Source organism: Acinetobacter sp. Tr-809, assembly GCF_011753255.1.
In the GTDB taxonomy this organism is placed as follows: Bacteria; Pseudomonadota; Gammaproteobacteria; order Pseudomonadales; family Moraxellaceae; genus Acinetobacter.
In genome coordinates this window covers 45201-62436 of record NZ_VWVZ01000006.1, presented here as the reverse complement: position 1 = coordinate 62436, position 17236 = coordinate 45201, and the positions used below count along the sequence as shown (strand labels likewise).

Here is a 17236-nt window from a genome sequence, read left to right as displayed (position 1 = left end):
TAAAAAAACTCCCCATAAAGAGGAGTTATTTAATTTAAAAGGACTAAACGCGTTTTGGCAATGTGCTTAACCAGCTTAATAGATTAGTTGCATCGCTATTACGTGCTTGTGAGCTTGGTGCGCCTAATAGCACCACAACCGCTGGGCGTGAATTCACAGTGGTATGCATCACGACACAACGGCCCGCTTCATTGATATAACCTGTTTTTGACAAGTTAATGTTCCAACCGCCATTACGCACCAGTGCATTGGTATTATTTGACTTGAGAACGCGATAACCTAAATTGAAATCATAGGTTGGCGTGGTTGAGAATTGACGAATCAAACCATATTGCGACGCAGTACTGACTAGAATACCTAAATCACGTGCTGATGAGACATTATGTGGATCTAATCCAGTAGATTCAGCATAACGTGTCGACGTCATACCCAATTGCCTCGCTTTAGCATTCATTGCAGCAATAAAGGCAGATCGGCCACCTGGATAAGTGCGTGCTAAAGCAGCGGCAGCTGGATTCTCAGACTTCATCAACGCAAACAAAAGTGCTTCAGCGCGATTCATGGTATCGCCCGCACGTAAGGTTGAACTTGAGTTCTTACCCCCGGCACCAGCAAAATCAATTGACTCTAACGTAATTTCTTCTGACATGTTTAAACGTGCATCAGCCGTTACCACAGCGGTCATCAATTTAGTAATCGATGCAATAGGTACCGACATATTACTGTTTTTACTGTACAGCACTTCACCCGTTTGCGCATCCATCACCAAAGCAGCACGTGCATTGACAGAGGGTTGACTACTATACCCAAAGGTATCTCGAATCTGTGCGGACTGCTGCGGCGTACTTGAGGAAGTAATTGTTGCCGAACCACCATTACGCAATGTCGTCGTAACAGAAGTTGAACCTTGTGGACTAATTTCTACAGGATCATCATCTTCCATAAACTGACTTGCATCACTTGCAGACCAATTCATCGAAGCTGAACCATTCACACGCGAAGAAGCTGGATTGTTATTCACAACCAGTTCAGCAAAACTTGTTGAGCTCCAGGCCAACAAGATAGACATGCTTAAAACATGCATGATAGATTTTTTAGAATTTTTCACGACACAATACTCAACTCAGGACGCTGCACATTTGCGCTTAATACCATTATGCCTTACATTTGAACAAATCGGGTAAAGCTTTTATAGACACAATTGTGTACAACTATTCGCTAAAAACGAAGAATAGGATTGCTAATTTTGTGGTTTCATTGCAAGCTAATTTTGCTTTATGTAACAAAAAACCAGTTTTTTTGAAAAAAGGAGGTCTTCTTGATCACTGTTCTCGTTGTTGATGATCATGAACTCGTGCGCACAGGTATATGTCGTATGTTGGAAGACCACCCCGATGTAGACGTCATTGGACAAGCCGAATCGGGTGAAGAAGCCATTGCTATAGTCCGTCAAAAGCACCCTCAGGTCGTATTGTTAGATGTGAATATGCCTGGTATTGGCGGAGTGGAAACTACTCGTCGCTTATTACAAAGCGCACCTGAAACAAAAGTGATCGCTGTCAGTGGTCTTGCCGAAGAACCATACCCTTCACTGCTATTAAAAGCAGGAGCGAAAGGCTACATCACTAAAGGTGCACCAATTTCTGAAATGGTTCGTGCTATTAATAAAGTGATGCAAGGCGGAAAATACTTTAGTGCAGATATTGCGGAACAATTAGCGAGCTCATATCTTTCGGATACGCAACAATCACCTTTCGATGCACTGTCAGAACGTGAGATGCAAGTCGCCATGATGGTCGTGAATTGTATTAGTGCCCAAGAAATCGCTGACAAATTATTCGTAAGCGTAAAAACTGTAAATACCTATCGGTATCGTATTTTTGAAAAATTGAGTATTGATAGCGATGTCAAACTCACTCATCTTGCGATTCGTTATGGACTCATTAAACCTTAAAATAACAGTAAGCGCCTATGTTAGGGAAAATTGCGTCGTCAGTTTCACAAACGGTCTATCGGCTTGGGGTTTGGTATAGCGGCTATCGGCTGATCATCTCGATTAGCCTGTTGTTAATTTATTTACTCACCGCCGAACAACTTTCCAGCAACTATGTTTATCCCTTCTTATATTTTTACACTTTAATTTGCTATATCACATTCAACATTTTTCAACTCTTTTTACTACAACTTGTTCCAATTCAAATCTCCAAGCAGCTGATTTTTATCTTTCTGATTGATGTCATTTGTCTGAGTTTAATCACCTTCTCTGCAGGTGGCCCAAATCTGCAACTCAGCTTACTCTATGTCATTATTATTTTTTCTTCTGCGATTTTATTAAATGCTCACCTGTCGCTGATCATTACTTTATTTGCCGTCATTATGGTGGTTTACCAGCGTTTTTTAGGTGACTTTTTTGCTGTTAATAATTTAAACCACCTCGGCAATAGTATTTTTCTCGCTTTCTTGTTTTTTGTAGTCCATGCTATTGGTCGCATCGCAGTCCAACGTTTTAAAATTTTAGAAACTTTAACTTTTCATCAGTCGATTGAAATCCATCAACTGCAAAATATTAACCGCTATATCTTAGAACAGATCGAAGATGGTTATTTGGTACTAGATGAAAGCAATCATATTGTCTTAACCAATCCCGCAGCCAATACCTTATTAGGTATCCATTTACCAGTCTCTTTAGAAAAAACGCCGCTGATTAAATTACAACCTGACCTGTTTGAACTTGTCCAATTCAGTGATCTAGAAGATGGCGAAGAATTTAGTTTTGAATCGCAACAAAGCCCATATACGATCAATGTTCGTGTTAAACATTTGATTGTGCCAGAACATGCCTTGGTCTTATTAATCTTAAAAGATGCACAAAAGCTGACTCAACAAGTCCAACAGCTAAAACTTGCCGCACTGGGTCAACTTTCTGCCAGTATTGCGCATGAAATCCGCAATCCTTTGGCTGCGATTGTACAAGCCAATGAACTATTTAAAGACAGTGATCCACATCAACAAGAAATGCTGTCCCGCATGATCAATAAACAGGCCAAACGGATTGATAGTATCGTGCAAGATACCTTAGCAATGGCACGGAATAAACCTACCGAATCACAAGAAATTGATCTAAGCTCTTTTTTTGAAAGTTTACTCAATGAAGATCTAACCGATGCTAAACAACAAATTCAAATTCAACTGACAGAACAGACCAGCATTTTATTTGATGAAAAACAATTACGCCAAGTGCTGATTAATTTAATTCGAAATGCATTACGACATAATGCAACTGACGCTCCTTATATTGAAGTCGAAGTGCACGAAAAAGATGGTCGAACTTGCATTGATGTCATCGATTTTGGGACGGGTGTCTCAAAACGCGATATTTCTCAACTATTCAAACCATTTTTTAGTACCGAAATTAAAGGAACTGGTTTAGGATTGTATTTGTCTCACACATTTTGTGAGGCCAATCATGCAAAGCTCACCTATATAGAGCGACAACAAGGAGCATGCTTCAGGATTGAATGCTCTAAAATTCATTGATTAAATTAGGTTTCTCGGGGAAATGGCAACAAAACAACCACTCGTCTTACTGGTAGATGACGAAGAAGATTTATGTCTTCTAATGCAAATGACGCTTGCGCGTATGGGCATCAAGACACATCTCGCCTATCGGGTTGAACAAGCAAAAAAATTCTTTACTGAGTTTCAGTATGATGCTTGTTTAACAGATTTAAACCTTCCTGATGGTAATGGTCTGGATCTGGTCAAACATGTGACACAGAACTATCCCAATACCCCTATTGCGGTGTTGACTGCCTATGGCAATATGGATATTGCCATTGCTGCATTAAAAGCAGGCGCATTTGACTTTGTCAGTAAACCTGTCAACCAAATGCACTTAGACCAATTAATTCAAAAAGCATTGAATCGTCCACAGCCAGAACAAGAAGCTGCTGAAACGGCTTTAGAAAATAAGTTGCTAATTGGACGTTCTGCACCCATTCAACAGTTACGCATCGCTTTAAAGAAAATTGCACGTTCTCAGGCGCCTGTATTTATTACCGGTGAATCAGGAACAGGTAAAGAAGTTGTTGCGAATTTGGTACATCGCTTGAGTAACCGTAGTGAAGGACCTTTTATTGCCATTAACTGTGGTGCGATTCCAACAGAATTGATGGAAAGTGAGCTGTTCGGACATAAAAAAGGCAGCTTCACTGGTGCAACGCAGGATAAACAAGGTCTCATTCTTTCCGCACATGGCGGTAGTTTATTCCTGGATGAAATCGCAGAACTGCCTTTAAATATGCAGGTTAAATTACTGCGTGCTGTACAGGAAAAGAAAATTCGCCCAGTCGGTTCAGATCAAGAAATCGATGTAGATTTCCGTGTGATTAGTGCCAGCCACCAAGACTTGGAGTTGTTGGTACAACAAGGTCGTTTCCGACAAGATTTATTCTTCCGTATTCATGTCATGGATATTGTACTGCCTCCTTTACGTGAACGTGGGCAAGATATTCTGTTATTGGCGAATCATTTTATTCAAAAGATTAGTCAAGAATGGGATCTACCTGCGAAATCACTGTCTTCACGTGCAGAGCAGTTCTTATTGCAGCAATATTTTCCAGGTAATGTGCGTGAATTACGCAATATCATTGAACGTGCAATCACCCTCAGTGATGATGACAATATTGACTTGGCACATCTCCAGACTGCACCTTTACGCAGTTCATTGGCAAACCCAACTGCTTCATTTACCAATGCTTCACCAGAAGAAGTAGAGCCCGTATCGCATTCTGCCAGCCCAGCGATGAGCTCGAAAAAGCTTCCACCTGAAGGTTTGGAACGTTATTTAGAGAATATTGAAAAAGAAATTCTTCTAAATGCACTGAACCTCACGCATTGGAATCGAACTTTAGCTGCGAAGAAGTTAGGTATGACCTTTCGCTCGCTACGTTATCGTTTGAAGAAGTTTGGTTTAGATACTGAAGATGATGAATAATCACTAAAAATAAAGCCCCTCAACTGAAGGGGCTTTATTTTTTAATAGCGACTTTTTAAAACTAAATCGGTGACATGTTCGAGATAATTATCTTCTTTCATCTCAGCAGATAATGCATAGGTCTGATTTGGCTGAATACCTTGACCTTCAATCATATTGCCATTGGGGGTGTAATAATGTGAGACCGTCATTTGCAATGCAGCACCACTCGGTAAAGGGAATAACTTTTGTACCACGCCTTTACCATAACTATTTTCGCCTACCACCCATGCCCGCTTATGCTCTTTTAATGCCGCAGTAAAGACTTCCGCAGCAGATGCAGAGCGACGGTTAATAAGAATGCCTAATTTCATATTCTGAAATTCATTGGAAGGAAGTGCTTGGAATTGTTGATCACCTTCAGAACGACTTTTCGTCGTGACAATTAAACCCTGATTTAAAAATAAGTCCGCAGCTTCGACTGAGGCTGAAAGTAAGCCACCTGGATTATTACGCAAATCGAACACCACAGCCTTAAGTTTGGTCGAACTATATTCTTCAATCAAACGCTTAATTTCATTGGCTGTATCTTGCTGAAAAACACGTATTTTCAGTACCAGTACCTGATTGTGTAATAAAACTGGTTCAATATCAGTCTCGACTTTCTTATTTCTCACCAAAATGGTCGTACTATTATTCTCTGTTTGTATTTGTACAGTACTTCCAATCGAACCGTAAAGCAGACCCTGTACTTGATCCTGATTTAAACTTTTAAGCTCTTGGTTATCCACTTTTAGAATGACTTGCCCATTGCGTAAACCGAGTTTACTCGAATCTGAACCTGACTTTAGATCTTGGATCTGCCACGTTTTCGAATGCGCATCATAATTTAAATTGAAATCGACAGATGCTAAATCGCCTTCTGTATATTGAATCAGTTGACGATATTCTTCTGCAGATAAATAGCGGGAGTAACGATCTAGACCACTGACCAAACCTTTAATGGACTGTTGGAATAACGCATCATCTGACTTTTTATCGACATAGTTATCTTTAACAATGCCATAAATCTGTACAAATTGTTGAATGGATTCAATTGGAACTTCAGCATTACTCGACTGTGTTTCATCATTCGACCATCCTGAAGAATGGGGAACTGGCGCAGCTGAAAGACTATGTCCCCAACACATCAACAAACTTGCACATAACGCTCGGTAGATGTTGTTGTGTTGGGTCATTGATTCACCTTATTTTAAAGTAATTAAATTTTTGCCTTGCATTTCAGGCGGTACAGGAATGTTCATCAAATGCAATAGTGTTGGCGCGACATCCGCCAAAACACCATCTTCAGCAATCGTTGCTTGGGTTGGGCCAACATAGATAAATGGCACCAATTCAGTGGTATGTTGGGTGTGAACCTGTCCACTATCATAGTCTTGCATTTGCTCTACATTACCATGATCCGCTGTAATTAACATATGTCCTTTGTTCGTCATCACTGCATCGTAGACACGACCTAGACAGGTATCAACTGTTTCAACTGCTTTAACCGCAGCATCAAATACACCCGTATGCCCAACCATATCACCATTGGCATAGTTCACGACTAAAAGATCGAACTCACCTGAATTGATTGCATTCACCAGCTCATCCGTCACTTCATATGCGCTCATCTCTGGCTTTAAGTCATACGTTGCTACATTCGGTGATGGAATTAGAATACGTTTTTCACCTTCATACTCATCTTCACGACCACCACTAAAAAAGAAAGTCACGTGTGCATACTTCTCAGTTTCAGCAATACGCAATTGAGTTTTGCCTAAACCAGACAGGTATTCACCAATTGAGTTCTTAAGCCCTTCTGGCATATATGCCACTGGCGCATCAATACTGGCTTGATAACGTGTCAGCATGACAAATTTCGATAGATTCGGAACAACTTTACGCTCAAATCCAGCAAAATCTTTTTCAACAAAAGCACGGGTAATTTCACGCGCACGATCGGCACGGAAATTCATAAAAATAAGGCTGTCGCCATCTTGAACTTTGACAACTTCACCGATACGGGTTGCTTGAACAAACTCATCATTTTCATTCGCAGCATAAGCAAGTTCTAAACCTTCAACTGCTGAATTGGCTGCACGTACCGCCTCACCTTCTGTCATTAAGCGATAAGCTTGTTCAACACGATTCCAACGATTATCGCGATCCATTGCAAAGTAACGACCAATCATCGAAACGATACGACCCTGATTTGGGTATTGTGCAAATAAAGCATCTAATTTTTCTAATGAAGGCTTTGCACTACGTGGCGGTGTATCACGTCCATCAAGAAAGGCATGCAGATATACCGTTGCACCACGTTTTAATGCAAGCTCGCACATTGCCACAATATGGTCTTCATGTGAATGAACACCTCCTTGAGACAATAAGCCCATCACGTGTACAGCACCCTTGGCTGCTTTGGCTTTTTCTACAGCATCAACTAAAACTTCATGCTCAAAAAAATCACCTGTGCGGATATCTTTAGTAATTCGGGTGAAGTCTTGGTACAGCACACGACCTGCACCTAAATTCATATGACCGACTTCAGAGTTACCCATTTGACCATCAGGAAGGCCGACATCTTCGCCTGAGCCTGAGATTAAACTATTTGGATGCTTGGCCTTCATCGCAGTAAGGTTTGGCGTTTTTGCCGCTAAAAAAGCATTATCTTCAACTGCTTCACGATGTCCTACACCATCCATAATTACGAGAACGTGAGGAATTTTGCCAGTATTTGCATCCGTCATAATGGATTCTCTGTTTGTCATTTGATCGGCATATTTTACCGAAATTTAATCAAATTCTCCATGACCTAACTGATGGCTTTCATCAATCCTGATGATAGAGTCCTCATATAAAGCGAGTTATCGTGCTCGATACAACAAATAACTACCAACCATAAAAATGAACACCACAGGCATAAGTACGAACCATGCAGGTGAAGGTGCGTAAACCAAACTTGCATAGCCCAAAAAATCTTGCAGATAGAAGAAGCCTAAGCCTGTGAACAGTGAAATTACCAAACGGAAACCCATTGACTGTTGACGTAATGGTCCAAAAATAAAGGAACACGCAATCAACACCAAGGTAATTAAAGAAAATGGTGATGTCACTTTCTGCCAGAAAGCCAATTCATAAGTCTTCGGAACCTGACTATATTCATCCATATAACGCATAAAGCTAATCAACTGACTAGGCGATAAATCTTCAGGATCTAAAGTCACCATATGCACATACTTCGGCTGTAATGCTAAGCCAAGTGATTGCTGCTCATGATCTGTTTTAATAGCATTGCCTTGCGCCAGTAAATCCACTTGATGCGATTGAAACAATTGCCATTCGCCATCTTTAATAAATTGCCCTTTTTCAGCAGTTACAAAAGACTGCAAACGATAGTCCTGATCAAAATCAATCGTTTGAATATTGCGTAACTGGCCTTGTGAGTTGGCATAATCAATATAAATAAAGCGCTGTCCTTCACGAGACCAATAGCCTTTGACTTCACCCAAAGCCGCTACACTACGTTGTTTTTTAATACTTTGTGCTTTTTCATTGGTATAAGGAATAACCCATTCACTCAATACAAAAGACAGTACGATTAATAACAGCGCTGAACGCATCACCCAGCCAACAATTCGCCATAAACTGATGCCAACAGAACGCATCACAATCAGTTCACTATTCGAAGCAAGCGCCCCTAGTCCTAAAACAGAACCAATCAATGCAGCAACAGGCAGGATTTCATACAAATAACGTGGTGCACCCCACATCACAAATAGAAAAGCCTGCCATGCATTATAGTTGGGTTTCAGTGAACCCAATTCACCAAGGTAAGTAAATAATACTTGCAGAAAAGATAACACCAGCGTTGTTCCTAGCATGGCTAGAACCGTGGTTTTTGTCACATGTTTGGCGACTATTCGACGTGCTAGCATTACAACCCCACTCGCTGCATACTTTTCTTAATTTTAGGTCCCAATTTTTGTTTACGTGCAAAAATTGCGGCTGCAATGGCATATACCAAAATTACAGCTGGATAAGCCCAAATGTCCAACTCTTCTTTACTGATTCTGGTCTTAATCGCGATCAATACCACAATTAAGCTAGCAAAAATAAAGATCGCAGGGATCAAGCGATAATAACGCCCTTGACGAGGGCTCACTTCAGACAATGCGACAGCAAGCATCAAAGCCACAATAATAATAAATGGCCCAAAAATCCGCCAACCTAACTCACTACGCACTACTGAGTCATCCCGTTTCTGCCATAGCTTAGACATTGATAAAGCTTCTACATCATCACTTTCAAACTTCACATCTTTATCATTTTCCAAGCGTAGTCGATAAGACTGAAACTCTGCCTGAATATAACGTGGCTGATTTGGATAAATCTCGTAACGGCGTCCTTGAACCAAGTCCACAACATTTGCCGTATCATTAGCAACTTCAACACGAGTGGCTTCTTTCGCCAAAATCATGATGTCTGGTTTATCTTCTTGGTTAGATTTTTGATAGAAGAAAATCTCTTTTAAGTTCTTACGATCTTCAGACAATGAATCTGCATAAATTGTAAAAGGACCTGAGGAAATAAACTCCTTCGGACGAACCAAATCAAAGCCCGTTCGTACCGCTTGTGTACTGGTCAGTTTTTCAAACTCACGCAAGCCCCATGGACCCATCCAAATCATTAAACAGGTTTGCACCACCAAATATACCAACGTCATTGGTAATAGCAGGCGTGCTAATTGGTTACGGCTCACACCACTACCATTTAACACCGCCATTTCATGGTCAACATACAGACGCCCAAACACCAACATCAAGGCAATAAAGAAACCCAAAGGAAGAATCAGTGTTAAGAACTCAGGTAGGCGGTAACCGATAATGCTAAATAGAATATTTGCATCTAAACGGCCTTGAGCCGCGACGCCAAAATACTTGATTAAACGCCCGCCCATCATAATCAAGGTTAATAAACCAATGACTACGAGAGATGTCGAAACCACCTGTTTGACGAGATAACGCCGAATAATCAAAGTAATACTTCCAAAAAGACCAATTGAAGGTAACGCTAGTTTACCCGAATGTTAAAAATATAAAACCTATCGCTTGTTGCTGATTGCAACCTCATATCTGAAAGTGTTTAATGGACTTATCTATCTTTTTCATTCATTAGGTTCTATACAAACAATGAAATTTACACTTCAAAACGCATTCCCCACTCAGGCGTCTAGCGAATCTTTGTGGATTTTGGTTGATTCAGAACAATTACAACAGAACTTAAACATCTATCAAATCAATCATCTAGAACAAGTACTCGATGCAACCCAATTCAAAGCAAGCTTTAATGAAAACCTAGCCCTAATTGCGAATATTGCGATTCAAGCCAATGCGCAATTATTAGGGCTTGGAAAAAGTACAGAGTTGAAAGCGACAAAATTAGCAAAACTTGCACAAAGTATTATCAAATCATCACAAAATAAATTTAAACAAATTAGTGTCGATCTTTCAGCACTGCCGACCGATTTACATTCCCTGTTTGTTTTGAGTCTCACCCAAGCCGCTTATGGTTATGACGAATTTAAATCGAAAAAGAATGAGTCTGTCTTAGAAACCATTCACCTGATCGCTAACCAAACTGAATTAGATGATGCCCAATTGAATCTGATTCATGCAGTGCAATCTGGACAAAATTATGCCCGTGACCTAGGTAATCGTCCTGGAAATATTTGCTTCCCAGAATATCTGGCTGATCAAGCGCTCGCACTCGCTGCACAATATCCAGACTTGTTAAAAGTGACCGTTCTTGATGAACAGCAAATGGCTGATCTGGGTATGTATGCATTCCTTGCGGTTAGCAAAGGTTCTGAACGCCCAGGTCGTATTGTCACACTTGAATACAATGCTCAAATTGAACAAGCTCCTGTTGTATTGGTTGGTAAAGGCGTGACTTTTGATACAGGTGGTATTTCATTAAAACCAGGCTTAGGCATGGACGAAATGAAGTTTGATATGTGTGGTGCGGCTTCTGTTCTTGGAACCATTCAAGCACTATGCGAAGCACAATTGCCAATTCATGTGGTTGGTGCGATTGCTGCTGCTGAAAATATGCCATCTGGGCGCGCAACTCGTCCGGGTGATATTGTCACCAGCATGAGCGGTCAGACCATTGAAATTCTAAATACCGATGCTGAAGGCCGTTTAGTCCTGTGTGATACCCTCACCTACATCAAACGCTTTAACCCAGCATTGGTGATTGATATTGCAACTTTGACTGGTGCTTGTGTTGTGGCACTAGGTAAAGTCGTAAGCGGTCTATTCTCACCAGATGATGAACTTGCTCAAGACTTACAACAGGCAGGCGAACAATCACTTGACCGTGTATGGCGTATGCCTGTGATGGAAGAGTATCAAGAATTACTCGACTCACCGTTTGCCGATATTGCGAACATTGGCGGACCATATGGTGGTGCAATTACAGCCGCATGTTTCCTTGAACGTTTTACTCGTGATTATCGCTGGGCACATCTCGATGTCGCAGGTACAGCGTGGTTATCGGGTGCAGCCAAAGGTGCAACAGGTCGTCCAGTGCCATTGCTGATGCAATTCTTGGCCAATCGCGCTCAAACGAATGGCTAGAGTTTGATGCCAGTGAACCCGCAAATTAGCTTTTATCTATTTGAAAATAGTACAGAACGGCAAGTCGAAAGTGCTTGCCGTTTATGCCGTAAAATCCTGAATCAACACCCCCATATTTGGTGGTTATGTAAAGATTCAGAGTTACAAACTGAGTTGGATGAAAAACTTTGGAGTTTTGATCCACTCAGTTTTATCCCACACGGTATTGACCAGCCCAACAGCCCTGTATGTATTTCAGCAGAACTCCCCCCATCCAATGATTGGATCGTGTTTAATTTTAACAATCATGCACTTGAACAAGCTCAAGATTTTCGCCACATTATCGAGATTATTGAAAATAATGAAACCGCGAAACAAATTGGGCGGGAAAAGTTTAAAATGTATCGCCGTTTAGGTATCGAGCCGCGAACGTTTAAATTATAAATCGGCAACCAAGAACATCATGTGAGGAGTGTCTTGTGGCATTAAATGTAGGTCAAGACTTTAAAAAACGTTGGTTAAATGCACCTGAAGCTGTACGCCAGACTTATCAGGACGATTTGGCACGTATCTGCGATCTATTATTACCACAAACGCCAATCCAAACTTGGACACAGCAAGAAGAGAACGCTCAACAAATTTCTCAACAACGTATTGATCAAGCCTATGCTGACTTAAAAGCGGAATTGATTGAACAAGCACGTATTCGTAAACAACTGGCTTTGGAAAAGGCTTTAGAAGAGAAGCGTGCAGCCGCAGCAGCGTATGCAGCGCAATTGCAAGCCGATGAAGCCCGTCAATTTGAACAACAGACTGAAAACCTGCTTGCCTTACGTAGTCATATTGATCAGGAAATTGCACAGCAAACAGAACGCTATCAAAGTAACCCTGAACAGCCAAGTGTGGATTATTCACGAGGCCAAAGTGTGATGATTGATGATCAGCAAATTCTATCTGAACTGGAAAGCGTTCGGGTTCGACTCGAACTTGAAGCGGAAGGTTTAATTGAGCAAGCCGTCACTGTGTTTAGAGCAAAACTACATGCCCTCGCGCAAGATGAAATTGAATATATTCTGAAAAACAGTGAATTTTCAGAAGATAAGTAAGAAAAAAGCCCAGTTCAAACTGGGCTTTTTTTAGGTTCAATCTTTTATTTTAAAAAACCGTTTTCAGCTAAAAAAGCCATACTGATATTCGATTCAGTTTTCTGTTCTGCAGCCTTATCGCCTAACAATAAACGCTCGATATAACGCGCCAGCACATCCACTTCCAAATTGACTTTGCTGCCGACTTGCCATGTACCGATATTGGTACGTTCAGCAGTATGTGGGATCAAATTCAAGCTTAAGATATTGCCACGCAGATGGTTAATGGTCAGGCTAATCCCATCAACAGTCACCGAGCCTTTTTCTGCCAGATATTTAGCTAATTCAACAGGTGCTGTCACTTCAAAATACAATGAGCGTGCATCATGTCGTACTAAGGTAATTTCACCTAAACCATCGACATGTCCACTCACGATATGCCCACCAAAACGTGTGGTTGGAAGCATCGCTTTTTCCACATTGACGGCTTGACCAACTTTCCATTGACCTAATGTGGTACGGTTTAAACTCTCACGCGAAACATCAGCCGCATACCAGTTTTCACCCCATTCAATTACGGTCAGACAGATCCCGTTGGTGGCAATCGAATCACCCAAATGTACATCAGACATATCCAAATCAGTTTGAATACGCAAACGAACGTCACCACCTACACTCTGTAGGCTCTCAACCTTACCTAAACTTTCAATAATGCCTGTAAACATGGGAGTTTCAACCTATCTTTATCGCAGTATGTACCACTGTAAAGAAGATACCTTAAAGCAAAGATCTTGATATAACAAGGCATGTACAGTCCAAATACAGGCAAATAAAAAGGGCAATCAATTGACTGCCCTTCATTTTATTCATCTGGTCTTTATTACATTTCAGACACTTGCTTCTCAGCAATTTCTTCTTCTTTTACTACAATTGTACTATTGACTAAGAAATGACTAAAGAACAGCTTATAACCAAGCACGCCTAAACAAGCACCCACGATTGGTGCAATAATCGGAACAATGAAGTACGGAATGTCACGACCACCTGTAAAAGCAACAGGCCCCCAACCAGAAAAATAAGCCACAATTTTTGGGCCGAAATCACGGGCAGGATTCATGGCAAAACCAGTCAATGGGCCAAAAGAAGCACCAATCACAGCAACCAATAGACCGACTAAAATTGGCGCCAAAGCACCGCGTGGCAAGCCATTACTATCATCACCAATTGCCATAATCAACCAAAGCAACAACATGGTAATAAACATTTCCACCATGAACGCTTGACCAATCGACAATAAATGATGTGGATAGGTCGAGAAAATCCCTGCCAACTCTAGACTTTCCACACTACCGCGTACCATGTGATGGGTCTGCTCATAATCCACAAATAAATTGCTGTACAGACTATAAACCAACAATGCACCAACAGCGGCACCAGCCACTTGAGCAATAATATAGAACGGCACTTTACGTTTATCGAAGCCTGCAAAGAGTGCCAGTGCAATCGTTACCGCAGGATTGAGATGTGCCCCAGAAATACCTGCCGATAGATAGACCGCTAGCGCAACAGCCAAACCCCACACAATGCTGATTTCCCACAAACCTAAACTCGCCCCAGCAAGTTTAAGTGCAGCCACCACACCAATACCAAATGATAAAAAAATTGCGGTAGCAAAAAATTCAGCTACACATTGCCCCAATAAGGTGGGTTCCGAGCGACTCATAACAACCTCTCTTGGTCATCGCTGCAAATAGGCAAGACCCTAAATTAAGCTCGGCAAACTATAGTTATTTTCAGATACGGTCAATATCATTTGGTAAAAATTTGAACGAATGGTTAAACTATTTCCAGTTTTATATTAAGTGAACACAATGATAAAAACAGGAGAAGAAATAAGAGTATATAATTGTTTTAAATCATTATTTATTAATTATAAATTTATAACGTCTAATTTAAATGCATGACTTCGCATGTATAAACACATTAAAATTTGATAGATATTTACTATAAAAACATAGATTTATCTCAAAAACCGATTTTATTCATCTAATTATCCGATACAACATCAAAATCGGATACAAAAACACCACCTTGTTGTGCAAAGTGGTGTTCGATTCGGCTTACCAAAGTGCGAGTTGGGTACTGTTCCCCGTAGTATCAACTCCACCCAATTCAGCGAAGTGATATAACTGCCCGAGCAGCTGTCGCAACGGCGGACCTGATTTTGAATGCGTATCCGTAATCACAATAAACTCAAGTACGCGCGCTCGATCAGATTGACGCTGCTTGCTCACCCGATAACGCGGAACATCTTGAGTCAGCAAAGTTACTTTGCCGCGTTTTAAATTGGCGGTCAGCAGGTCTTTCGGCTCAATATTTCCATCAGTCGAATAACTGGTCAAAATATAACGTGCATTAATAGTAGCCAATAACTTTTCATAGGCCTCTTTGGCATACTTAGAAGAGTTATAAGGACTTGGACGCTCTTTGCGCCATGCCCGATCGATACCACTCTTAAAGCCTTTAGTATCTGGCGATGGTAAATCCACCTGATCCCATAAAGTCAGCGCATTTAATACATGATAATTACTACTGTATGCATGCTGATTATACGGTGGGTCCAAATAAGCAACATCGACTTCGAAACCACTCATTTGATTGGCTAGATGTTGTGCATCAACACACCACATTTCAGCAGCAGGACGTTTAGGATCACCAATCTCACAGAAGCGGCTTGGTGTCAGCCATAACAGTGATTCAATTCGTTCTAAAGCCGTTTGAGTACGTCCACCCCAGCCTTGATGGAAGCTTTTAAAGACACCGCTGGTATTACTGACAAAACTGGCTGAATATAAGAGAGGAGCTAATAAGGCACTCATTTCGACATCATTGATTGCACCCTGCGCTTGCCATGTTGCAATCTGCTGACGGATCGCATCAATACGCATGCCATTACGGCGTTTGAAGAACAAACGGTCACGGGCAGGATCATAAACATCGTCATTACGTGGACATAGGTTATGTGTGACCCAACCTTTAACTTCAGGCAAACGGTTTAGATAATCAATCGCTTTTTGATAACCACCCAGCTCTTTAAAAGCAGGTGCATCCACACAGGCTAAAATAGCATGGTTCAATGCATGGCTATACGGTTCCCAGTCATTGGCAATCACGCGATAACCATTCTGGCGCGCCAAACGCGAGACAACGCCACTCCCCGCAAAGAAATCCGCAAAAATCGGTGGATTCTTTTTCTTACTGTTCAGTGTGCCTGTAATCTCAAGTGCTTCTAAAATGAGGTGAAGCAATCGACGCTTATTGCCCAGATAAGGCACTAACTGATGAAAAAGATATTCGTCTGTCGTACGCGCGGCATGACGACGTTTGTGATAAACCGATGGTTCTGGATTCATATCATCTCTTGGATAGGGAGCAATCTTAGGCGAATATCTTGCCCAAGTTGGGTTACATCAACCAACTCAAAACGAAGTTGCTCTGCCATCTTGCTAAATTCAGCACTGAACATAGCTCGCGCAGATTGACCAAGTAAAGTTGGTGCAACATAACTTATCATTTCATCAACCAAACCTTGCTGTAAAAAGGCAGTTGATAAGGTTGCGCCAGCCTCAACCAATACGTCATAAACTTGGTATTGTTGAGATAAGGTCTGCAATAATTGATTTAAAGCTTGCGGTGGCAATTGTATCACGCCTAAATCAGCAAGTTCTTGACGAAATGGTGTCATCACCATCACTGTTTCTGGATTTTGTAAAATCTTTGCTGAAAGCGGTAGTCGTCCTTGGCGATCCAATACAATACGCTTCGGCTGCACCACGGTACTTAGCTCAATACCATCCAATGCACGTACATTCAGCTCACAATCATCCGCTAAAACGGTTTGAATACCAGTAATCACCGCACCTGAAATAGCACGCCAATGCTGTACATCTTGTCGAGCTACCGTGCCAGTAATCCACTTCGACTCACCTGAAGCCATCGCGGTACGGCCATCCAGACTTGATGCAATTTTTAAACGCACATAAGGCAAACCCGTTGACATGGCCTTTAAAAAGCCAAAGTTGAGCGTTTTTGCACTTTCCGTACAAACCCCCGTTTCAACCTCAATACCCGCCTCTTGTAGAATTTTCACACCCTTGCCCGCAACCAGTGGATTTGGATCTGAACAGGCAATTACGACTTTCTTCACTTGAGCTTTAACCAAAGCTTCAGCACAAGGTGGTGTTCGACCATAATGTGCACACGGTTCTAAGGTTACATACGCAGTGGCACCTTTAGCATTGTCACCCGCTTGGCGCAGGGCAAAAACTTCCGCATGCGGCTGACCCGCTTTAGGGTGATAGCCTTCCCCAATCAACTGACCGTCTTTGACAATCACACAACCCACATTTGGATTTGGTTTGGTCGAATAGAGACCATTCCGAGCCAAAGCAATGGCTTGTTGCATCCAGTACTGTTGTTCGGATAAATGCTCTTGGGTTAACTCAGACATGATT

At 41.5% G+C, this 17236-nt stretch carries 15 protein-coding genes; 6 read left to right on the top strand and 9 right to left on the bottom strand.

From position 1 onward, the window contains the following. Positions 1-43 precede the first annotated feature (43 nt). On the bottom strand, positions 44-1108 hold the full coding sequence (gene pbpG / locus F3J02_RS13935) for a D-alanyl-D-alanine endopeptidase PBP7/8 (RefSeq protein ID WP_167250207.1): 1065 nt from the start codon (positions 1106-1108) through the stop codon (positions 44-46). Between the two features lie 210 nt (positions 1109-1318). On the opposite strand from pbpG, the gene F3J02_RS13930 reads away from it, so the two are divergent. The 3 genes from F3J02_RS13930 to F3J02_RS13920 are packed head-to-tail and all read left to right on the top strand — an operon-like array spanning position 1319 to position 4996. After that, complete coding sequence (locus F3J02_RS13930; RefSeq protein WP_167250204.1) at positions 1319-1954, top strand: response regulator; 636 nt, start codon at positions 1319-1321, stop codon at positions 1952-1954. 17 nt (positions 1955-1971) lie between these two features. Continuing rightward, the gene (locus F3J02_RS13925; protein WP_167250202.1) at positions 1972-3537 is read left to right on the top strand and encodes a sensor histidine kinase; all 1566 of its coding nucleotides are present in this window, start codon (positions 1972-1974) and stop codon (positions 3535-3537) included. A 22-nt stretch (positions 3538-3559) separates the two neighbouring features. Beyond that, on the top strand, positions 3560-4996 hold the full coding sequence (locus tag F3J02_RS13920; RefSeq protein WP_167250200.1) for a sigma-54-dependent transcriptional regulator: 1437 nt from the start codon (positions 3560-3562) through the stop codon (positions 4994-4996). Between the two features lie 41 nt (positions 4997-5037). Here the strand turns inward: F3J02_RS13920 and F3J02_RS13915 are convergent, their stop codons facing one another. The 4 genes from F3J02_RS13915 to lptF all read right to left on the bottom strand — a co-directional run bounded on the left by F3J02_RS13915 (position 5038) and on the right by lptF (position 10055). Beyond that, entirely contained in the window at positions 5038-6213 is a 1176-nt protein-coding gene (locus F3J02_RS13915; RefSeq protein ID WP_167250198.1) for a S41 family peptidase, read from the bottom strand. A gap of 9 nt (positions 6214-6222) precedes the next feature. Then, a complete protein-coding gene (gene gpmI / locus F3J02_RS13910) occupies positions 6223-7767 on the bottom strand; it encodes a 2,3-bisphosphoglycerate-independent phosphoglycerate mutase (protein WP_167250196.1) in 1545 nt (514 codons plus the stop codon). Positions 7768-7884: 117 nt separating this feature from the next. Then, positions 7885-8955: an LPS export ABC transporter permease LptG gene (gene lptG / locus F3J02_RS13905; RefSeq protein WP_167250194.1), complete on the bottom strand. Its 1071-nt coding sequence runs from the start codon at positions 8953-8955 to the stop codon at positions 7885-7887. After that, entirely contained in the window at positions 8955-10055 is a 1101-nt protein-coding gene (gene lptF / locus F3J02_RS13900) for an LPS export ABC transporter permease LptF (RefSeq protein ID WP_167250192.1), read from the bottom strand. Before lptF ends, lptG begins: the two co-directional genes overlap by 1 nt. 154 nt (positions 10056-10209) lie before the next feature. Between lptF and F3J02_RS13895 the strand changes: the two genes are divergently transcribed. Genes F3J02_RS13895 through F3J02_RS13885 form a run of 3 tightly spaced genes read left to right on the top strand, consistent with a single transcriptional unit; the run spans position 10210 to position 12743 of the window. Continuing rightward, a complete protein-coding gene (locus F3J02_RS13895; protein WP_167250190.1) occupies positions 10210-11658 on the top strand; it encodes a leucyl aminopeptidase in 1449 nt (482 codons plus the stop codon). A gap of 6 nt (positions 11659-11664) precedes the next feature. Further along, positions 11665-12081 (top strand): DNA polymerase III subunit chi, encoded by a 417-nt coding sequence (locus F3J02_RS13890; protein ID WP_167250188.1) that lies wholly within the window; start codon positions 11665-11667, stop codon positions 12079-12081. A gap of 35 nt (positions 12082-12116) precedes the next feature. Continuing rightward, the gene (locus tag F3J02_RS13885) at positions 12117-12743 is read left to right on the top strand and encodes a hypothetical protein (RefSeq protein WP_167250186.1); all 627 of its coding nucleotides are present in this window, start codon (positions 12117-12119) and stop codon (positions 12741-12743) included. Positions 12744-12787: 44 nt separating this feature from the next. Here F3J02_RS13885 and F3J02_RS13880 read toward each other — a convergent pair whose 3' ends face one another. The 4 genes from F3J02_RS13880 to ribD all read right to left on the bottom strand — a co-directional run bounded on the left by F3J02_RS13880 (position 12788) and on the right by ribD (position 17232). Then, complete coding sequence (locus F3J02_RS13880) at positions 12788-13447, bottom strand: riboflavin synthase (protein ID WP_004656373.1); 660 nt, start codon at positions 13445-13447, stop codon at positions 12788-12790. Between the two features lie 155 nt (positions 13448-13602). Continuing rightward, on the bottom strand, positions 13603-14445 hold the full coding sequence (locus F3J02_RS13875) for an MIP/aquaporin family protein (protein ID WP_167250184.1): 843 nt from the start codon (positions 14443-14445) through the stop codon (positions 13603-13605). Positions 14446-14842: 397 nt separating this feature from the next. After that, entirely contained in the window at positions 14843-16135 is a 1293-nt protein-coding gene (locus F3J02_RS13870; RefSeq protein WP_167250182.1) for a DNA adenine methylase, read from the bottom strand. Continuing rightward, entirely contained in the window at positions 16132-17232 is a 1101-nt protein-coding gene (gene ribD / locus F3J02_RS13865; protein ID WP_167250180.1) for a bifunctional diaminohydroxyphosphoribosylaminopyrimidine deaminase/5-amino-6-(5-phosphoribosylamino)uracil reductase RibD, read from the bottom strand. The genes F3J02_RS13870 and ribD overlap by 4 nt, the downstream gene beginning before the upstream one ends. Positions 17233-17236 lie beyond the last annotated feature (4 nt).